Origin of the sequence: Actinomadura sp. 9N215 (genome assembly GCF_044326345.1) — a bacterium.
GTDB lineage: Bacteria > Actinomycetota > Actinomycetes > Streptosporangiales > Streptosporangiaceae > Spirillospora.
Genome location: NZ_JBIRBA010000039.1, coordinates 12,569 through 31,230, shown reverse-complemented (window position 1 = coordinate 31,230; position 18,662 = coordinate 12,569). Strand labels below are relative to the sequence as shown.

At 73.5% G+C, this 18,662-nt stretch carries 18 protein-coding genes; 11 read left to right on the top strand and 7 right to left on the bottom strand.

Annotated elements, in window-relative coordinates; all coding sequences use genetic code 11:
• Positions 1 to 20 precede the first annotated feature (20 nt).
• A complete protein-coding gene (locus ACH34T_RS40480; RefSeq protein ID WP_396026316.1) occupies positions 21 to 767 on the top strand; it encodes an SDR family oxidoreductase in 747 nt (248 codons plus the stop codon).
• 23 nt (positions 768 to 790) lie between these two features.
• A complete protein-coding gene (locus ACH34T_RS40475; RefSeq protein ID WP_396026315.1) occupies positions 791 to 1,759 on the top strand; it encodes a zinc-binding alcohol dehydrogenase family protein in 969 nt (322 codons plus the stop codon).
• Positions 1,760 to 1,781: 22 nt separating this feature from the next.
• Here ACH34T_RS40475 and ACH34T_RS40470 read toward each other — a convergent pair whose 3' ends face one another.
• Both ACH34T_RS40470 and ACH34T_RS40465 read right to left on the bottom strand, forming a co-directional pair.
• Positions 1,782 to 2,456, bottom strand: a complete 675-nt coding sequence (locus ACH34T_RS40470; RefSeq protein ID WP_396026314.1) for a response regulator — start codon at positions 2,454 to 2,456, stop codon at positions 1,782 to 1,784.
• Positions 2,457 to 2,482: 26 nt separating this feature from the next.
• A complete protein-coding gene (locus ACH34T_RS40465) occupies positions 2,483 to 3,736 on the bottom strand; it encodes a histidine kinase (RefSeq protein ID WP_396026313.1) in 1,254 nt (417 codons plus the stop codon).
• A gap of 152 nt (positions 3,737 to 3,888) precedes the next feature.
• Here ACH34T_RS40465 and ACH34T_RS40460 point away from each other — a divergent pair, with 152 nt between their 5' ends.
• The 4 genes from ACH34T_RS40460 (at position 3,889) to ACH34T_RS40445 (ending at position 8,997) form a co-directional block, all read left to right on the top strand.
• On the top strand, positions 3,889 to 4,521 hold the full coding sequence (locus ACH34T_RS40460) for a class I SAM-dependent methyltransferase (protein ID WP_396026312.1): 633 nt from the start codon (positions 3,889 to 3,891) through the stop codon (positions 4,519 to 4,521).
• 29 nt (positions 4,522 to 4,550) lie between these two features.
• Entirely contained in the window at positions 4,551 to 6,044 is a 1,494-nt protein-coding gene (locus ACH34T_RS40455; RefSeq protein ID WP_396026311.1) for a sugar porter family MFS transporter, read from the top strand.
• A gap of 320 nt (positions 6,045 to 6,364) precedes the next feature.
• Positions 6,365 to 8,353 (top strand): threonine--tRNA ligase, encoded by a 1,989-nt coding sequence (thrS, locus tag ACH34T_RS40450; protein WP_396026310.1) that lies wholly within the window; start codon positions 6,365 to 6,367, stop codon positions 8,351 to 8,353.
• An 8-nt stretch (positions 8,354 to 8,361) separates the two neighbouring features.
• A complete protein-coding gene (locus ACH34T_RS40445) occupies positions 8,362 to 8,997 on the top strand; it encodes a hypothetical protein (protein WP_396026309.1) in 636 nt (211 codons plus the stop codon).
• On the opposite strand, the gene ACH34T_RS40440 is transcribed toward ACH34T_RS40445, so the two are convergent.
• Positions 8,976 to 9,650, bottom strand: a complete 675-nt coding sequence (locus tag ACH34T_RS40440) for an Asp23/Gls24 family envelope stress response protein (RefSeq protein ID WP_396026308.1) — start codon at positions 9,648 to 9,650, stop codon at positions 8,976 to 8,978. The two genes, ACH34T_RS40445 and ACH34T_RS40440, sit on opposite strands and share 22 nt — an antisense overlap.
• Before the next feature lie 179 nt (positions 9,651 to 9,829).
• Between ACH34T_RS40440 and ACH34T_RS40435 the strand changes: the two genes are divergently transcribed.
• Together ACH34T_RS40435 and ACH34T_RS40430 are read left to right on the top strand one after the other, a co-directional pair.
• Positions 9,830 to 10,399: an HIT family protein gene (locus ACH34T_RS40435; protein WP_396026307.1), complete on the top strand. Its 570-nt coding sequence runs from the start codon at positions 9,830 to 9,832 to the stop codon at positions 10,397 to 10,399.
• A complete protein-coding gene (locus ACH34T_RS40430) occupies positions 10,396 to 10,824 on the top strand; it encodes a thiol-disulfide oxidoreductase DCC family protein (protein ID WP_396026306.1) in 429 nt (142 codons plus the stop codon). The genes ACH34T_RS40435 and ACH34T_RS40430 overlap by 4 nt, the downstream gene beginning before the upstream one ends.
• Here ACH34T_RS40430 and ACH34T_RS40425 read toward each other — a convergent pair.
• The 4 genes from ACH34T_RS40425 to ACH34T_RS40410 form a co-directional block, all read right to left on the bottom strand.
• A complete protein-coding gene (locus tag ACH34T_RS40425; protein ID WP_396026305.1) occupies positions 10,800 to 11,759 on the bottom strand; it encodes a hypothetical protein in 960 nt (319 codons plus the stop codon). The two genes, ACH34T_RS40430 and ACH34T_RS40425, sit on opposite strands and share 25 nt — an antisense overlap.
• Complete coding sequence (locus tag ACH34T_RS40420) at positions 11,756 to 12,211, bottom strand: hypothetical protein (RefSeq protein ID WP_396026304.1); 456 nt, start codon at positions 12,209 to 12,211, stop codon at positions 11,756 to 11,758. Before ACH34T_RS40420 ends, ACH34T_RS40425 begins: the two co-directional genes overlap by 4 nt.
• Positions 12,211 to 13,104, bottom strand: a complete 894-nt coding sequence (locus ACH34T_RS40415; RefSeq protein WP_396026303.1) for a polysaccharide deacetylase family protein — start codon at positions 13,102 to 13,104, stop codon at positions 12,211 to 12,213. Before ACH34T_RS40415 ends, ACH34T_RS40420 begins: the two co-directional genes overlap by 1 nt.
• A 228-nt stretch (positions 13,105 to 13,332) precedes the next feature.
• The gene (locus ACH34T_RS40410; protein WP_396026302.1) at positions 13,333 to 15,495 is read right to left on the bottom strand and encodes an elongation factor G-like protein EF-G2; all 2,163 of its coding nucleotides are present in this window, start codon (positions 15,493 to 15,495) and stop codon (positions 13,333 to 13,335) included.
• 340 nt (positions 15,496 to 15,835) lie between these two features.
• On the opposite strand from ACH34T_RS40410, the gene pgsA reads away from it, so the two are divergent.
• From pgsA to ACH34T_RS40395, 3 genes are read left to right on the top strand one after another with little or no spacing between them, the layout of a single operon-like run.
• Positions 15,836 to 16,504 (top strand): phosphatidylinositol phosphate synthase, encoded by a 669-nt coding sequence (pgsA, locus tag ACH34T_RS40405; protein ID WP_396026301.1) that lies wholly within the window; start codon positions 15,836 to 15,838, stop codon positions 16,502 to 16,504.
• Positions 16,501 to 17,454, top strand: a complete 954-nt coding sequence (locus ACH34T_RS40400; RefSeq protein WP_396026300.1) for a phosphatidylinositol mannoside acyltransferase — start codon at positions 16,501 to 16,503, stop codon at positions 17,452 to 17,454. The genes pgsA and ACH34T_RS40400 overlap by 4 nt, the downstream gene beginning before the upstream one ends.
• Positions 17,455 to 17,484: 30 nt before the next feature.
• Complete coding sequence (locus ACH34T_RS40395) at positions 17,485 to 18,660, top strand: glycosyltransferase family 4 protein (protein WP_396026299.1); 1,176 nt, start codon at positions 17,485 to 17,487, stop codon at positions 18,658 to 18,660.
• The last annotated feature ends 2 nt before the right edge of the window (positions 18,661 to 18,662 follow it).

Sequence of the window (18,662 nt, the reverse complement as noted above, 5' to 3'; positions counted from 1 at the left end):
TACTTCATGAGGGAGTCCCCATGGCGGGGTTCGACGGGTCCGGGAAGGTCGCCCTGATCACCGGCGGGTCCAACGGCATCGGGGCGGCGGTGGCGCGGCGGCTCGCCCGGGAGGGCGCCCGGGTCGTCCTCGCCGACGTCGACGCGGCGGCCGGCGCGGCGCTCGCCGAGGAGCTGGACGGCGCGTTCGTCCCCTGCGACGTGCGCGAACCCGGCGACAGCGAGGCCGCGGTCGCCGCCGCCGTCGGCCGCTTCGGCGGGCTGGACGTCGCGTTCCTCAACGCCGGCGTCGCGGGCGGCGGGGGAGTCGGCGACGACTTCGACCTCGCCGCGTACCGGCGCGCCATGGGCGTCAACCTCGACGGCGTCGTGTTCGGCGCGCACGCCGCGCTGCCCGCGATCCGCGCCCGCGGCGGCGGCGACATCGTCGCGACCGCCAGCATGGCCGCGCTCACCGCGACGCCGTTCGACCCCGTCTACGGCGCGAACAAGGCGGCCGTGGTCGGACTCGTCCGCGCGCTCGGCCCCGCGTTCGCCGGCGAGGGCGTCCGGGTGAACGCGCTGTGCCCGTCGTTCGCCGACACCGGCATCCTCGTCCCGCTCAAGGGGCATCTCCAGGAGACCGGGTTCCCGATCCTGGACGTGGACGACGTCGTCGACGCGTTCATGCGGATCCTGGACGCGGACGGCACCGGCGAAGCCTGGTACGTCGTGCCGGGCCGCCCGCCGGAGCCGTTCAGGTTCCGCGGCGTCCCCGGCCCCCGCTGAACACAGACCACGGCAGGAGGACCATGCGCGCGATACAGATCACCGAGTTCGGCGGGCCCGAGGTCCTGGACGTCACCGAGCTGCCCGACCCGTCGGCGGGACCCGGGCACCTGCTCATCGACGTCTCGCGGGCGGGCGTCAACTACGCCGACACCCACCAGGCCGAGAACAGCTACGTGTCGCCGTCCACCCTGCCGATGGTGCCGGGCGGCGAGGTCGTCGGCACCACGGGGGACGGCCCAGCGAACAGGAGACGCGTCGTCGCGCTCGTCGGCACCGGCGGCTACGCGGAGAAGGCCGTCGCGTCCGAGGCGCTGGCGTGGGACGTCCCGGACGCCGTCGACGACGTCACCGCCCTCGGCATGATCGTCCAGGGGGCGTCGGCGTGGCTGCTGCTGCGCCGCAGCGTCCACCTGGAGCCGGGCGAGTCGGTCGTCGTGCACGCCGCCGCGGGCGGGGTCGGGACGATCGCCGTCCAGCTCGCCAAGGCCTGGGGCGCCGGACGCGTCATCGCCACCGCCTCGTCCGAGGCCAAGCGCGGCCTCGCCCTCGAACTCGGCGCCGACGCCGCGGTCGACGCGAACGAGCCCGACCTCACCGCCGCGCTGATCGACGCCAACGGCGGGCGGCGCGTCGACGCCGTCCTGGAGATGACGGGCGGGACGGTCACCGACCAGAGCCTGCGCGCCCTCGCGCCGTTCGGGCGGCTCGCCTTCTACGGGATGGCGTCGCGGACGGAGCCGTCGCCCGTCCGTCCCGCCGCGCTGATGGCGCACTCCACGACGATCGCGGGCATGTGGCTGGCGCACGTCTTCCAGCTCCCCGGCGACGTCATGCGCACCGCGCTGGACGACCTGTTCGGCCTCGCCGCCGACGGCCGCCTCCGCGTCGTCGCGGGCGGTGAGTACGGGCTCACCGAGGCCAGGCGGGCCCACGAGGACCTGCGCGCCCGCCGCACGTCCGGCAAGCTCGTCCTCGACCCGTCCCGCTGACCGCCGAGCGCCCGGGACGGGGTCAGCCGACGAGGCCGTTCTCGTAGGCGTAGACGACGGCCTGAGTGCGGTCGCGCAGCGCAAGCTTGGTCAGCACATGCCCGACATGCGTCTTGACCGTCTGCTCGGCCAGCACCAGCTCCCCGGCGATCTCGGCGTTGGACAGCCCGCGCGCGATGAGGCGCAGCACGTCCAGCTCCCGCGGCGTCAGCGCCGCCGTCGCCTTCGGGCTCGGCCGCTGGTGGCGGCGCCGCCGCGCGAAGTCGCCGATCAGCCGCCGCGTGATCGACGGGGCGAGCAGCGCGTCGCCGCCCGCCACCACCCGCACGCCGTTCACCAGGTCGGCGGCGGACGCGTCCTTCAGCAGGAACCCGCTCGCGCCGGAGCCGAGCGCCTCGTACACGTACTCGTCCAGGTCGAACGTCGTGAGGACGAGGACCTTCGGCCGCGCCCCGGCGGGGTCGGCGTCCGGGTCGGGCTCGCCGACCAGCTCGGCGGTGGCGGCGAGGCCGTCCATCTCCGGCATCCGGATGTCCATGACGATCACGTCCGGGTCGAGCCGGCGGGCCATCTCCACCGCCTCGCGGCCGTTGCCCGCCTGCCCGATCACCTCGATCCCCGGGTCGGAGGACAGCAGCGCCGCGAGCCCGTCGCGGATCATCACCTGGTCGTCGGCGATCAGCACCCGAATGGTCACGGCCCCAACCCTACGGGCCCTTTAGATCAATCCGTGTCCCCGTAGGGCAACTCGGCGACGACCGACCAGCCGGCCTCGGCGCGCGGGCCCGCGTCGAAGCGGCCGTCGAGCATCGTCACACGCTCGCGCATCCCGACCAGGCCGTGCCCGCCGCCCTGCGACTCCGCCGGCGTGCTGCGCGGCCCGTCGTCGACGACCGACACCGTCAGCGCCTCCGCGCCGTACTTGATCTCGACATGGACCTGCGCGCCCGGCGCGTACCGGGACGCGTTGCTCAGCGACTCCTGGACGATCCGGTACGCCGACAGGTCCACGCCGGCGTCCAGCGGCCGCGGCATCCCGACGACGACCGTCGCCACCGACAGCCCGGAATGGCGGGCCGCGGCGACCAGCTCGTCCAGCCGGTCCAGGCCGGGCTGCGGGGCCCGCTCGGCGCCCTCGTCGTCGGACCGCAGCAGCCCCACGACGCGGCGGGTCTCGGTCAGCGCCTCGCGCGCCGCGTCCCGCACCACCCCGAACGTCTGCTTCGCCGCGTCCGGCAGGTCGGGGATCTTGAACGGCGCGGCCTCCGCCTGCATCGCGATCACCGACATGTGGTGCGCCACCACGTCGTGCAGCTCGCGGGCGATGCGGGCGCGCTCCTCCAGCACCGCCTGCCGGGCGAGGTCCTGCCGGTGCTGCTCCTCCCGTCTGCGCAGCTCCTCCACGGCCGAGTGCCGCCCGCCGACCGCGTCGCCGAACGTCAGCGCCACGGCCACGATCCCGGCGAGGATCATCCCGAACCAGCCGGGCATCCCGAACACCACGGCGGGCACCAGCACCCCGGCGATCGTGACCGTGCCGACCCCGACGGTCGTCTGCCGGTCGGCGCCGACCCCGGTGAAGAACAGGATGACGATCAGCGCCAGGATCGCGGTGACCGGCCACGGCATGAAGCCCGTCCCGTGGCGGACGAACACCGTCAGCAGCAGCCCGGCCGCCGCGACCCGCCACGCGGCGAGCGGCCACCGCGCCGCGAAGATCAGCGGAGTCGCCTGCAGCACGCCGAGCGGCCAGGCGAGCCCGGGCTTGACGTGGTACTCCACGATCGCGATCGCGATGGACCCGGCGGTGAAGCCGATCGTCATCGCCAGCAGGAGCGCCAGGATCGGGATGCGCAGCGACAGGTTCCCGGGCAGCAGTGTGACGGCCGGGTCGTCGCGTCCGGGCACGAGCGCGGCGCGGACGCCGGCGATCAGCCGCGGCCTGGCCCCGTGCGCGCCGTGTTCTAGATCGTTCATTTGACGTCGAGCCTAGAACGACCTGCGCGGGAACGGCCTGCCCCGGTGGAGGGAGATGCGACCCGCCTCCCTGGTATCAGGCGTCCGCCGCCGTCCGGCGCGCCCCGGCGGGTGATCTTGCGATGATCGCCGGGGCGACGGAGACTGCGGGAATGAGCGACCTCAGCCATCCGATCTTCGCCCGGCTCTATCCGCGCCTCGACGCCGGGTGCGCCAAGGCGGGCGGCGACGCGCACCGCGCCGAGCTGCTCGCGGGCGCGTCCGGCCGCGTGCTGGAGGTGGGCGCCGGATACGGGGCCAACTTCGCGCACTACCCGCCCGAGGTCACCGAGGTCGTCGCCGTCGAGCCCGAGCCGCGGCTGCGCGCGCGGGCCGCCCGCTCCGCCGCCGGCGCGCCCGTCCCCGTCACCGTGCGGCCCGGCGTCGCCGAGGCCCTCGACGCGGACGACGCCTCCTTCGACGTGGCGGTGGCCTCCCTCGTGCTGTGCTCGGTGCGCGATCCCGTCCGCGCGCTCGCCGAGCTGCGGCGCGTCCTCAAGCCGGGCGGGGAGCTGCGCTACTACGAGCACGTCCGCGGCCGGACGCCGGGGAAGGTGCGGTTCCAGCGCTACGCCGACGTGGTGTGGCCGTTCCTCGCCGCCGGCTGCCGCCTGACCCGCCCGACGGACGAGTGGATCGCCCGCTCGGGCTTCACCGTACGGGAGGAGCGGCACTTCGAGTTCCCGGCGTCCAGCCGGGCGAACCCGGCGTCGCCGCACGTCCTCGGGATCGCCGTCCGCGACTAAGGTCCGCTTCCGGGGGAAGATCAGCCCCCATGACGACACCGGACGGCGGACCGAGACCCGCGGACGACCCGCGGGCGACTGGGCGCCCGCCGGACGGGCGGGGGCCGGACGCGCCGTCCCACTCCGTCGCCACCGCCGTGCTCCTCGCGGGCGCCGCCGCCCTCGGCGGATTCCTGTTCGGCTACGACTCCTCGGTGATCAACGGGACGGTCGACGCGCTCAAGGAGACGTTCGGCCTTGGCGGCTTCGCCGTCGGGTTCGTCGTGTCGGCCGCGCTGCTCGGCTGCGCCGCGGGCGCCTGGTTCGCCGGGCCGCTCAGCGACCGGGTCGGCCGGGTCCGGGTGATGCACCTCGCCGCCCTGCTGTTCGTGCTCAGCTCGCTCGGCTCCGCGCTGGCGGTCAACCCGGTCGACCTGACGTTCTGGCGCCTGGTCGGCGGCGTCGCCATCGGCGCGGCGTCCGTCATCGCGCCCGCCTACATCGCCGAGATCGCGCCCGCCGCGCTGCGCGGACGGCTCGGCTCGCTCCAGCAGATGGCGATCGTCCTCGGCATCTTCGCGGCGCTCGTCGTCGACTACGTCATCGCCCAGGTGTCCGACGGCGGCGCGACCGGAACGTTCCCCTGGGGCGGCGGCGCGTGGCGGTGGATGTTCGCCAGCGCCATGGTCCCGGCCGTGCTGTGGGGCCTCATCGCCACGATGATCCCCGAGTCGCCCCGGTACCTGGTGAAGAAGCACGAGGTGGCGCGCGCCCGGCAGGTCCTCGCCCGGGTGATGGGGCACGGCGACGTGGACGCCAAGATCGGCGACATCGAGCGGTCGATCGCCAGCGACCGGCCCGTCCGCCTGGGCGACCTGCGCGGCCGCAGGCTCGGGCTGCTGCCGATCGTCTGGGTGGGCGTCCTGCTGTCGGTGTTCCAGCAGTTCGTCGGCATCAACGTGATCTTCTACTACTCGTCGTCGCTGTGGCAGGCCGTCGGGTTCTCCGAGGACGACGCCATGCTCACCTCGGTGATCAACTCGCTGGTCAACGTCGTGTTCACGCTGGTCGCGATCGCGCTCGTCGACCGGGTCGGGCGGCGGCCGCTGCTGCTCGGCGGCGCCGCCGGAATGGCCGTCTCGCTCGGCCTGCTGACGATCTGCTTCGCCACCGCCCCGGTCGTGGACGGCGATCCCCGCCTCGGCGACCTAGCCGGGCCCGTCGCGCTGGTCGCCGCCAACGTCTTCGTCGCCTCGTTCGCCGCGACGTGGGGCCCGGTGGTCTGGGTGATGCTGGGGGAGATGTTCAACAATTTCATCCGCGCGTCCGCCCTCGCCGTCGCCGCGGCGGCGCAGTGGCTCGCCAACTGGGTGATCACCACGACGTTCCCCGGCATCTCCGGGTTCTCCCTCGGCCTGGCGTACGGCGTCTACACGGTGGCGTCCGTCCTGGCGCTGGTGTTCGTGATCCGCGCCGTCCCCGAGACCAAGGGACGCGAGCTGGAGGACATGGACGACCTCGCCGCCCCCCGAGCCAGCACCTGAGCCCGCGCTTTTACGGCCGTGCGCCGCCTCGCCCCCATCGGTTACGCTGAATCCATGCCGCACGTGTTCGAGACGACGACGCCGGGTCACTCCCGGCGCGACGGCGGCATGTCCTGACATTGCACGCGGTGGGGCCCCGGGAGCGATCCCGGGGCCCTTCGCATTTCAGGGGCTGCGCCTTCCAGGGCCGCTGACCGGGACCGCCTCGGCGCCCTCCGGCACGAGAGGAGCCGAAGATGAATCCGGACGCGTCCGGGAGCCACCCCGAGTGGATACCATCGGAACCCGCTGATCCCGGCCCATCACCACGAGGAGAATCCGTGTCCGAGCTGCGCATCACCGTCGACGGCGGCGAGCGGGCGGTGCCGGCGGGCACCACCGCGGGCCAGGCGCTGGACGCCGACGGCCGCACCGTGATCGCGGCCCGGGTCGACGGCGAGCTGCGCGACCTCGCGTCCCAGCTGCGCGACGGCGACGCGGTCGAGCCCGTCGAGATCGGCTCCGCCGACGGACGGGCGATCATGCGGCACTCCGCCGCGCACGTCATGGCGCAGGCCGTCCAGGAGCTGTTCCCGGAGGCGAAGCTCGGCATCGGCCCGCCCGTGGAGAACGGCTTCTACTACGACTTCGACGTCGCCGAGCCGTTCACCCCCGACGACCTCAAGCGCGTCGAGAAGCGGATGCGCGAGATCGTCAAGCAGGGGCAGCGGTTCGCCCGCCGTCCCGTCTCCGACGACGACGCCCGCGCCGAGCTGGCCGCCGAGCCCTACAAGCTGGAGCTCATCGGCCTCAAGGGCTCCGGCGGCTCGGACGACGCCATAGGGGACGCGGCCGAGGGCGCGAACGTCGAGGTCGGCGGCGGCGAGCTGACCATCTACGACAACCTCGACGCCAAGTCCGGCGAGCTGCGCTGGAAGGACCTGTGCCGCGGCCCGCACCTGCCGTCCACCCGGGTGATCCCCGCGTTCAAGCTGATGCGGTCCGGCGGCGCGTACTGGCGCGGCAGCGAGAAGAACCCGCAGCTCCAGCGGATCTACGGCACCGCGTGGGAGTCCAGGGAGAAGCAGGACGAGTACCTGAGGTTCCTGGAGGAGGCCGAGAAGCGCGACCACCGCAGGCTCGGCGCCGAGCTCGACCTGTTCTCCTTCCCGCCCGAGATCGGCAGCGGCCTCGCCGTGTTCCACCCGAAGGGCGGCGTCGTCCGCCGCGTCATGGAGGACTACTCCCGCAGGCGGCACGAGCAGAGCGGCTACGAGTTCGTCAACACCCCGCACATCACCAAGGGCGACCTGTTCGAGACCTCGGGCCACCTCGGCTGGTACAAGGACGACATGTTCCCGCCCATGGAGGTCGACGGCGGCGACTACTACCTCAAGCCGATGAACTGCCCCATGCACAACCTGATCTTCCGGGCGCGCGGCCGGTCCTACCGGGAGCTGCCGCTGCGGCTGTTCGAGTTCGGGTCGGTGTACCGGTTCGAGAAGTCCGGCGTCGTGCACGGCCTCACCCGCGTCCGCGGCATGACCCAGGACGACGCGCACATCTACTGCACCAAGGAGCAGATGGGCGACGAGCTGAAGGACCTGCTCGCCTTCGTCCTCGACCTGCTGCGCGACTACGGGCTGAGTGAGTTCTACCTGGAGCTGTCCACCCGCGACGACTCGCCGAAGTTCATCGGGGACGCCGCCGACTGGGAGGAGGCCACCGAGGCGCTCCGCAGGTCGGCCGAGGAGTCCGGCCTCGACCTCGTCGACGACCCGGGCGGCGCCGCGTTCTACGGCCCGAAGATCTCCGTGCAGGCCAAGGACGCCATCGGCCGCACCTGGCAGCTGTCCACCATCCAGGTCGACTTCAACCAGCCCAAGCGGTTCGGCCTGGAGTACCAGGCGGCGGACGGCACCCGGCAGCAGCCCGTCATGATCCACCGGGCGCTGTTCGGGTCGATCGAGCGGTTCTTCGGCGTGCTGCTGGAGCACTACGCGGGCGCGATGCCGCCGTGGCTCGCGCCGGTGCAGGCCGTCGGCATCCCGATCGGCGACGACCACGTCCCGCACCTGGACGGGGTCGCCGCCGCGCTGCGCGAGCGCGGGATCCGGGTCGAGGTGGACGCCTCGTCCGACCGGATGCAGAAGAAGATCCGCAACGCGCAGAAGCAGAAGATCCCGTACATGCTGCTGGCGGGCGACGACGACGTGGCCAAGGACGCGGTGTCGTTCCGGTACCGCAACGGCGAGCAGAAGAACGGCGTCCCCATCGCCGAGGCGGTCGACGAGATCGTCAAGGCGGTCGAGGCGCGCGTCCAGATCTGACGGCGCGCGTGCTGACGGGACGGCGGACGAGACCCGGGCGGCCGGTGCGGCGGCCCGGGTCCCGCTGGTCCCGGTCCCGCTGGGTCCGGGTCGGCGGCTACGGCGGCGCCGTGCTGCTGGCGGCGGCCGCGCTCGTGGTGCTCCTCATGCCCCTGATGGACGACGGCGAGCGCGACGCCGGTGCCGCCGGGGCGCGGGGCTCGGCGGATCCGTCCGCCGCGCCGACCGGCGGGCAGCCGGGCGGCCCCGGCGGAAGCGACCTGCCCGCCGGGCCGGCGCGCCCGGCGCCGCCGCAGGACCGCGGCGGCGGGCCGTACCCGGGCGAGCAGGGCGGCGGGCCGCGGATCCCCGAGCAGAACGGGTCGGCCGAGGCGACCTGGTGCCCGCGGGGCACGGCGTACTACCGGGCCGTCCGCGACGGGGTCGACGTCGTCGTCGCCGTCTCCGCCAGCGGGGCGATCCGGGCCGAGATGTCCCTGGACGGGGGGCGGGCGCCCGCGTCCCAGCAGACGACCGTCCGGGGCGGCGGGCCGCACACGTTCCACTTCACGGGGGTCGCGCCGCGGCTCGTCCAGCGCGTCAAGGTCACGACGGTGTCGGTCGGCGTCGCGATGCAGACCTGCTACGCCCGCGCCGCCGCCTGACCGCCGTGCGCGGCCTGCCCGTGGGACGCGGCCTGACCGCCCGGTGCGGCCTGACCGCCCGGTGCGGGCTGTGCGCCGGGCGCGGGCTGGGCGTCCGGTACCTGGACGTCCTGCACCGACACGTTGACCGCCGTGATCCGCATCCCCAGCATCAGGCCCGCGACCCGCGCCACGTTCGCCTTCACCATCCTGGCGACGTCCTTGATGACGGCGCCGTACTCGACCGCGATGGCGACGTCGAGGGTGACCTCGTCCGCGCCCTCGTCGAGGTCGACGCGCACGCCCGCCCGCGCCCGCGCGCCGCCCGGGGCGTCGGGCCCGCCCCCCGCGCCGCCGGGGCGCGGGACGAGCGCGGCGACCCCGCTGACCTCCAGCGCCGCCAGCGCGGCGATCTTCCCGATGACGCCGTTCTCGATCGTGACGCGGCCGTCCACCCCGGTGGTGATGTCGCCCGGCGAGCCCTGCAGGGTCATCGGCAGCGCGTTCGCGCCCGACGTCACGGCCGGGCCCGCCGCGGCGGGCGGCGCGGGGAGCGGCGTCCCCGGCGGCGGCACCGTGCCGCCGCGCACCGCCGGACCGGGGAAGAACGGCCTGGCACCGGGCTCAGGCCGCGGCTCGCCACTACCGGTGAAGCCCTTGTCGAGCCCGGTCATGATCGCTCCCTGGGGTTCGGTGGAGTGACCATGGTGGCGGAGGGACCCGCGCGGCGTCACGCACGGATGCGATCGCGGGCGCGTCCTCCGCGCGCTCCCGCCGGGGATCCCGGCTACTGCCTCCCGGCCGCGGCTCTCTATGCTGCTGGTCAGGCCGTGAACAAAAGGAGACCGCCGCCTTGAGCGCAGAGAACGAGCCTGGGCCCCGCTTCGAGGAGGAGCGGGGCGGCGCGGGCGAGCCCGACAGATTCCAGCGGCTGTGGACCCCGCACCGGATGGCCTACATCAAGGGCGAGAACAAGCCGACGGGGGCGGGCTCGGGCGACGGCTGCCCGTTCTGCGAGATCCCGAAGCTGCCCGACGAGGAGGGCCTCGTCGTGGCCCGCGGCGCGTCGGTGTACACGGTGCTGAACCTCTACCCGTACAACTCCGGGCACCTCATGGTCGTCCCGTACCGGCACGTCGCCGACTACGCCGACCTGGACCAGCCCGAGTACACCGAGCTCGCCCTGTTCACGCGGCAGGCCCTCACGGCGCTGCGCAAGGCCAGCGGCGCGCAGGGCTTCAACGTCGGCATGAACCTGGGCCTCGTCGCGGGCGCGGGCATCGCGGCGCACCTGCACCAGCACGTCGTCCCGCGCTGGGGCGGCGACACCAACTTCATGCCGGTCGTCGGGCACACCAAGGTCCTGCCGCAGCTGCTGCGCGACACCCGGCAGATGCTCGCCGACGCCTGGCCCGCCTCATGAGCCCCCTCAGGCGGCGCGACCGGCCGGTGCTGGTGTACGACGGCGACTGCGGCTTCTGCACGTCCTCGGCGCGGTTCCTGGAGCGGCACGTGCCCGTCCGGGCCGAGGTCGTCCCGTTCCAGTTCGCCGACCTGGACGACCTCGGCACGACGGTCGAGCGGGCCGAGCACGAGGTGCTGTGGGTCGACCGGCTGGGCCGGGTCAGCGGCGGCGCGGACGCCGTCGGACGCCTGCTCACCGAGGCCGGCGGCGCCTGGCGGGCGCTCGGCGTCGCCATCCGGATCGCTCCGGTGAGCTGGGCCGCGCACGCCGCCTACCGGCTCGTCGCGGTCAACCGGCACCGCATGCCCGGCGGGACGGCCGCGTGCAGGCTCCCGGCGGCGGAGCGTCCCGGCGCCGGTCAGGAGGGGAGGGGCTCGCGCTGACCGGTGGCGGGCGTCTCGTCCGCCGTCCGGCCGCGCAGCCGCTCGGGCAGCAGCCCGGTGAGCCGCTCCAGGGGCAGGAACGCCGCCAGCCAGATCGCGTGCGGAAGGAAGTGGATCGTCATCAGCGCGTAGGTGACGGCGTGGAAGCCCGCGAAGAACAGCACCATCAGGTACAGCGGCCGCCCGCGCAGGAACAGGATCACGGGGGACGTCGCCTCCGCGACGAACATGATCCACTGGCTGGCCTTCAGCAGCGCCGAGTGGTCGATGAGGCTGCGCCCGAACGGCGTCCCGCGGCGGCTCAGCGCCCACTGGACGGTGTTGCCGTTCGGCCACGCCGGGAACCCGCCGATGCGCACCTTGGCCCACGCCGACAGGAAGTAGGCCGCCACGACGCCGATCTGGACGCAGCGCACCGACCACGCGGACGCCTCGCAGCTCCGCGTGTCGCCGACCCGCGCGCGCCCGACGCTCGGCAGGACGAACAGCGCCACGACGAGCGCCAGATGGTCGTGGTCGACCTTGCCGTACGACATGCTGATCGTGACCCACCACAGGTAGCCGCACGCGGCGACGTACCCGGACGCCCGCGGCAGGACCCGGCCGGTCGCCGCGACGAACCCGGCCGCGATCGTCACCACCAGCAGCGTGTACATGGACCACGGCGTGGGCGCGGGCAGGTGCAGCAGCCGCCCGGCCAGGACGGGCTGGTACAGGTCCGCGGGCAGCCGCGCGTGCGCCAGCGAGCTGCTGGTCAGCAGCAGCATGTCGAACGGCAGGAACACGTAGCCGATGATCCGCAGCCACGCGACGCGGGCCCGCGGCACCGGCCCGAACCACCAGCGGTCCCACGCGGTGCGGGCGGGGGCGTCCGCGGGCGCCCCGGCCTCGCCCTGGACGGGACGCGGCGCCTCCGGTGTCGCCGCCGCGGTCACCGCACGTCCCAGACGACGCGGTCCCGCTTCGTGACCGACACGACCTTGCCGCGCTTCAACGTCTTGATCTCCTGCACGACGTACACCCTGGTCAGCCTCGGGTCGCCGGGATGCAGCCTGCGCTGCCCTTCGGCGATCCCCTGGAGCAGGGACGGATCGCGGACGATCCGGCTCATCTGCCCCTCGATCTCGGCGCGCTTCATGCCCGTCCCGACCGCGTCCATGGACAGCTTCACGCGCCGGCCCGCCGCGGTGTCGGCCTCCAGCCAGAACGAGTTGATCGTGCCGCCGTCGTCCTTCACCGCGAACGCGAACTGCGTCATCGGCCCGAGCGGGAAGGCGTCGTTGTCCCCGTAGGCGCTGGTGTAGAGGAGCGTCCCGACGACGGACGCGGCGACGACGGACCGCCAGAGCCTCGCGGACGCGCCGAGGCGGTGGGCCGGGATGTGCATCACCCCACCCTAGAGCCGCCGTGCCGTCCCGGTACGAAGATCGCTTTGTCTCCCGCCCCGTTGCCCCGCGGGGCGGGCCCGCCCGCCGCGGGAGACGTCGCGGCCTGCCGCAGCTGCGACACGGTGACGAACTCGAAGCCCCGCTCCCGCAGGCCGCGGATCATGGCGGGCAGCTCCTGGACGGCGACCTTCCGGCTCGGCGCGCCGACGTCGTGGGCGAGGACGATGGCGCCGGGCGCGGCGTTGTCGACGACGGAGTCCACCAGCTTGGACGGACGGTCGTCGAACCGCCGGTCCTGCACCAGCAGCGACCACAGCGCGATGTCGTAGCGGTGCTCGGCGGCGACGTGCAGGGTCGTCCCGCCGAGCCGCCCCCACGGCGGGCGCAGCAGCGTCGGCGTCCGGCCGGTGACCTTCTCGATCGCCTCGTGCGTCCGGTGGATGGACTCGTAGGCGCTCTTGTGGCTCATCCTCGACAGGTCGTCGTGCCGCCAGGTGTGGTTGCCGACCTCGTGCCGGTCGAACCGCCCGCGGACCAGTTCGGCGTTGCGGACGAGCCGGCTCCCGACGACGAAGAACGTCGCGGGCACCTTCTCGGCGTCGAGCGCGTCGAGGGCCTGCGGCGTCCACCGCTCCATCGGGCCGTCGTCGAAGGTGAGCGCGACGAGGCGGCGCTTGGTGTCGACCGACCAGAACACGTCGACCTGGCAGCCCGGCGGCCGCCAGGACTCCACCGACGCGGCCGAGGCCGGGACGGGCCTGTCCTTCCACGCCTGCTCGGTGACGACGCCGGCGCCGCCCGCCAGCAGGCCCCCGGCCGCGAGCCCCAGGCTCTTGACGAAGCGGCGCCGGCCGGGCCCCTGGCGCCGCTGTTCTTCCCCCGCGTTTTCCATCGCGGATTAAGCGTTACACGGCGATTCGCGAAGATCATCGCCCCGGCGGCCGACCTTGTCTCAACCTCTGGGATGAGAGGCGGGTGACGAAAGGATGAACTCCAGCGCGGAGCGCCCCGCGCGGCCTACTCGTCCGGTGTACCCCGGCGTACTGGGGCGGTGTACGCGCCCGGTGTGCCGTGTGGGGCGGCCCGGTCGGACCGGGCCGCCCCACCCGTGCCCGGACGGTCAGCCGTCGTTGGACTCGGCGACCTTCTCGGCCAGATGCGACGGGAGCGGCTCGTAGCGCAGGAACGTCCGGCTGAACGTCCCGGTGCCCTGCGACATCGACCGCAGGTCGATCGCGTACCGGACGATCTCCAGCTGCGGCACCTCCGCCTTGATCATCGTGCGGCCGCCCGGCACCGCCTGGGAGCCGAGCACCCGGCCGCGCCGCGACGACAGGTCGGACATGATCGGGCCGACGTAGTCGTCGGCGATGAGCACGTCCACCTCGTCGACCGGCTCCAGCAGCAGGATCGGCACCTGGCTCGCCGCGTCCTTGAGCGCGAGCGCCCCGGCGGCCTGGAACGCCATGTCCGACGAGTCGACCGAGTGGGCCTTGCCGTCGCGCAGCGTGACCTTGACGTCGACCAGCGGATACCCGGCGGACACGCCGCGCGTCATCTGCTGCCTGAGGCCCTTCTCGACCGACGGGATGAACTGCCGGGGGATCACCCCGCCGACGATCTTGTCGACGAACTCGAACCCCTCACCGGACGGCAGCGGCTCCACGTCGATGTGGCAGATGCCGTACTGGCCGTGCCCGCCGCTCTGCTTGACGTGCCGGCCGAGGCCCTTGGCGGCCCCGCCGAACGTCTCCCGCAGCGGGACGCGCAGCTCGACCCGCTCGACCTCGACGCCGTACCGGGACCTGAGCCGGTCGATCAGCACGTCGGCGTGGGCCTCGCCCATGCACCACAGCACGAGCTGCCGCGTCTCGGAGTTGTTCTCCAGCCGGAGCGTGGGGTCCTCGGCGACGAGGCGGCCGAGCGCCTGGCTGAGCTTGTCCTCGTCGGCCTTGGATTTCGCCCGGATCGCCACCGGCAGCAGCGGGTCGGGCATCGACCACGGGGCCATGACCACGGGGGAGCCCGGGTCGGAGAGCGTGTCGCCCGACTCCGCGCGGGTGAGCTTCGCGACCGCGCAGATGTCGCCCGCGATGCAGGACGAGACCGTCCGCTGCGCCTTGCCGATCGGGGACGTCAGCGCGCCGACGCGCTCGTCGACGTCGTGGTCCTCGTGGCCGCGGTCCTCCATGCCGTGCCCGGACACGTGCACGGTCGTGTCGGGGCGCAGCGTCCCGGAGAACACCCGGACCAGCGAGATCCGCCCCACGTACGGGTCGGACGTCGTCTTGATCACCTCGGCGATCAGCGGCCCGTCCGGGTCGCAGGAGACCTCCTTCGGCGGGCCGCCGCGCACCGGGGTCACGGAGGGGATGCCGTGTTCGAGGGGGGACGGGAACGCCTGGGTGATGATCTCCAGCAGCTCCAGCATGCCGACGACCGGGCCCGGATGGTCGCCGTGCGGCACCGACGTCGCGAGGACGGGGTAGAAGCTGCCGCGCGCCACCGCGGTCTCCAGGTCCTCGATGAGCGCCTTGACGTCGATGTCCTCGCCGGACAGGTACCGGTCCATGAGGGACTCGTCCTCGCTCTCCTGGATGATCCCCTCGATCAGCGTCGCGCGCTGCTCGGAGATCTGGTCCAGGTACTCCGGGTCGGGGTCGCACTCGGTGCGCTTCCCGGTGGAGTAGTCGAGGCACCGCTGGGTCAGGAGCCCGATGAGGCCCTTCAGCCCGTCCCCGTTGCTCACCGGGAAGTACAGCGGCGCGACGCCCTCGCCGAAGACGTCCTGGCAGGTCATGACCACGTCGTCGAAGTCGCCGCGCTGCTGGTCGATCTTGGTGACGACGACCGCGCGGGGCATCCCGACGGCTGCGCACTCCTCCCACAGCATCCGGCTGAGGCCGTCGATGCCGTCCACCGCCGAGATCACGAACAGCGCCGCGTCGGCGGCGCGCAGCCCGGCCCGCAGGTCGCCGACGAAGTCGGCGTAGCCGGGGGTGTCGATGAGATTGATCTTGATTCCGCCGTGCTCGAACGGGGCGAGCGCGAGGTTCACCGAGCGCTGCTGGCGCACCTCGACCTCGTCGTAGTCGCTGACGGTCGTGCCGTCCTCGACCTTCCCCGCCCGCTGCAGCGTGCCCGTGGCGGCGAGCAGCGCCTCCACGAGCGTCGTCTTCCCGGCCCCTGAATGGCCGACCAGCGCGACATTGCGCACCTTGTCGCACCCGCCGGCCTCCGGTGCCCTGCCGGGGGCTCCCGGGTGGCCTCCCTTGTCCGCCATGACTACCTCCTCGGACGGGTCCGCCGTGTCGCGCACGTGCGGGGCCCGCGTGCGGTTGGGGCCCAGGCCCTCGCGGGGGGCCCGGCCCTGACGTCCGAGTGCGGCGTCCGACCTCGTCCAACGTGCGTGACCGACGTCACACCCGTACCACCACCTTTTCCCGTGACGCGCGGGACCACAAGGGGTGAAGGGCAATCAACCGTGATCTGTCCGCGGCGTGGCGGCCCAAACCCGGCCCTGACCACCGGTGCGTGCCCGCAGCACTACGATGGGCGCGCTGCGGCGGGCGGCCCCGCAGGCCGGACGGCGGGCGCCCCGGAGACCATCAGAACGGACGGCGATGCTCAACAAGATCAGGCCCGGACTGGAACGCGCACTCACGCCCGTCGGCCACGCGGTCGCGCGGATCGGGCCGTCGCCGAACGCCATCACCGTCGTCGGGACGCTCGGCGTCGCCGCCGGCGCGCTCGTCCTGTTCCCGCGCGGCGAGTTCTTCTGGGGCACGATGGTCATCACCGCGTTCGTGCTGTTCGACATGCTGGACGGCGCCGTCGCCCGCGTCACCGGCAAGATCTCCAAGTTCGGCGCGTTCCTCGACTCCACGATGGACCGGGTCGCCGACGCCGCGATCTTCTCCGGGCTGATGATCGGGCTGTACCGGGACGGGCAGGAGACCCTCGCCTGGGTCGCGCTGTACTGCCTGGTCTCCGGGGCCGTGGTGTCCTACGCCAAGGCCCGCGCTGAGGGGCTCGGCTACACCTGCAACGTCGGCATCGCCGAGCGCGCCGAGCGGCTCATCGTCGCGCTGGTCGCCGCCGGGTTCGACGGGCTGGGCGTGCCGTTCATCCTCGCGATCGCGCTGTGGGCGCTCGCCGCGCTGAGCACCGTCACGATCGGGCAGCGGTTCGCGACGGTCTACGTCCAGGCCAGGGACGCCGCCGCCCAGCCCGGCGGTCACCCCGGGGGTTCGCAGGCGGACGACGCGGCCGCGCCGGAGCCCAGACCGTGAACGCCCCCCGCCCGCGGGGACGCGCCGCGGACCTGCGGGACCCCGCCCGCCACTCGCTCCGCGACGAGGTGACCGAAGCCGCCTACGCGTTCGGCTGGACGGTCGTCCGGAAGATGCCCGAGGGCGCCGCCCGGTTCGCGTTCACCGCGCTCGCCGACCGCACCTGGCACCGCTACGGCGCGGGCGTCCGGCAGCTGGAGAAGAACCTGTGCCGCGTCCTCGGCAAGGACGCCGTCGACGACGAGGTCCGCGTCCTCAGCAAGCAGGTGCTGCGCTCGTACTTCCGCTACTGGCTCGAGGTGTTCCGGCTGCCCGAGTACGACCGGGCGCGGATCCTCGGCCGGATGCGGATCACCGGCGAGAAGAAGATCTTCAACAACCTCGACGCGGGCCGCGGCGTCATCCTCGCCCTGCCGCACATGGGCAACTACGAGCACGCCGGGGCGTGGCTCGTCCACTGCGGGTACCCGTTCACCACCGTCGCCGAGCGGCTCAGGCCCGAGTCGCTGTTCGACCGGTTCGTCGAGTTCCGGGAGGGGCTCGGCATGGAGGTCCTCGCGCACCAGGGCGCGTCCGCGTTCGGCCGCATGGCCCAGCGGCTCCGCGCCGGGAGGCCGGTGTGCCTCGTCGTCGACCGCGACCTGACCGAGAGCGGCATCGACGTCCGGTTCTTCGGCGCCACCGCCCGGATGCCCGCCGTTCCGGCCGCGCTCGCCGTCCAGACGGGCGCCGCGCTCATTCCCGTGACACTCTGGTACGAGGGCGAGTACTGGGCGGCGCGCGTCCACGAGGAGATCCCGGTACCGGGCGAGGGCGGCAGACAGGAGAAGATCCAGGCCATGACCCAGGAGCTCGCACTGGCCTTCGAGGAGGGCATCGCCGCCCACCCCGAAGACTGGCACATGCTGCAGAAAGTCTGGGTCGAAGACCTGGCGGACGGGGCTCGATGAGAGTCGGCACGCGATGAGAGTCGGCACGCGGTGAAGGTCGGGATCGTCTGCCCGTACACGTGGAACGTGCCGGGCGGCGTCCAGCAGCACATCGGCGACCTCGCCGAGGCGCTGATCGCGCTCGGCCACGACGTGTCGGTGATCACGCCCGCCGACGACGACGCGCGGCTCCCGGCGCACGTGGTGTCGGCCGGGCGGGCCGTCCCCGTCCCCTACAACGGCTCGGTGGCGCGGCTGGCGTTCGGATTCCTGTCGGCGGGCCGCGTCCGGCGCTGGATCCACGAGGGCGGCTTCGACGTGCTGCACGTCCACGAGCCCGCGGCGCCGTCGCTGGGCCTGCTCGCCTGCTGGGCGGCGGACGGCCCGATCGTCGGCACCTTCCACGCCTCGTTCGTCAAGTCGCGGGCGCTGTCGGTCATGTCGCCGATCCTGGGCAGCGCGCTGGAGAAGATCACCGGCCGGATCGCCGTGTCCGAGGCCGCCCGCACCAGCCTCGTCGACCACCTCGGCGGCGACGCCGTGCTGATCCCGAACGGCGTCGCGACCGAGCGGTACGCGATGGCGGACCCGCTGCCCGGCTGGCCCGGCCGCGTCGCGCCGGCCGGTTCCGCGCCGCGCGCGTCCGGCGACGGCGGGGCCCTCGGCTTCCTCGGCCGGATGGACGAGCCCCGCAAGGGCCTGGACGTCCTCCTGCGCGCCTTCGAGATCCTCGGACGGCGGCGTCCGGGCCTGCGGCTGCTGCTCGCCGGTCCGGGCGACGCCGACGATGTGGTGGCCCGCGTCTCGCCGGAGCTGCGCGGCCGGGTCGTCGTCCTCGGGATGGTCAGCGAGGACGACAAGGTCCGCGCCTACCACTCGGTGGACGTGTTCGTCGCGCCGAACCTCGGCGGCGAGAGCTTCGGCATCGTCCTGGCCGAGGCCATGTCGGCGGGCGCGCCCATTCTGGCCAGCGACATCGAGGCGTTCGACCGGGTGCTGCTCGGCGGCCGCGCCGGGGCGCTGTTCCCGGCCGGCGACCACGAGGCCCTCGCGGCCGCCGCCGGGGAGCTCCTCGACGACCCCGCCCGGCGCAAGCAGCTGTCGGCCGAGGCCCGCGCCGCCGTGCGCGCCTACGACTGGTCGTCCGTGGCCCGGGACGTCCTGCGGGTGTACGAGACGGTCGACCTCAGCGGCGTCGGCGTCGTCGAGTCCGGACTCGGCGCCTAGGC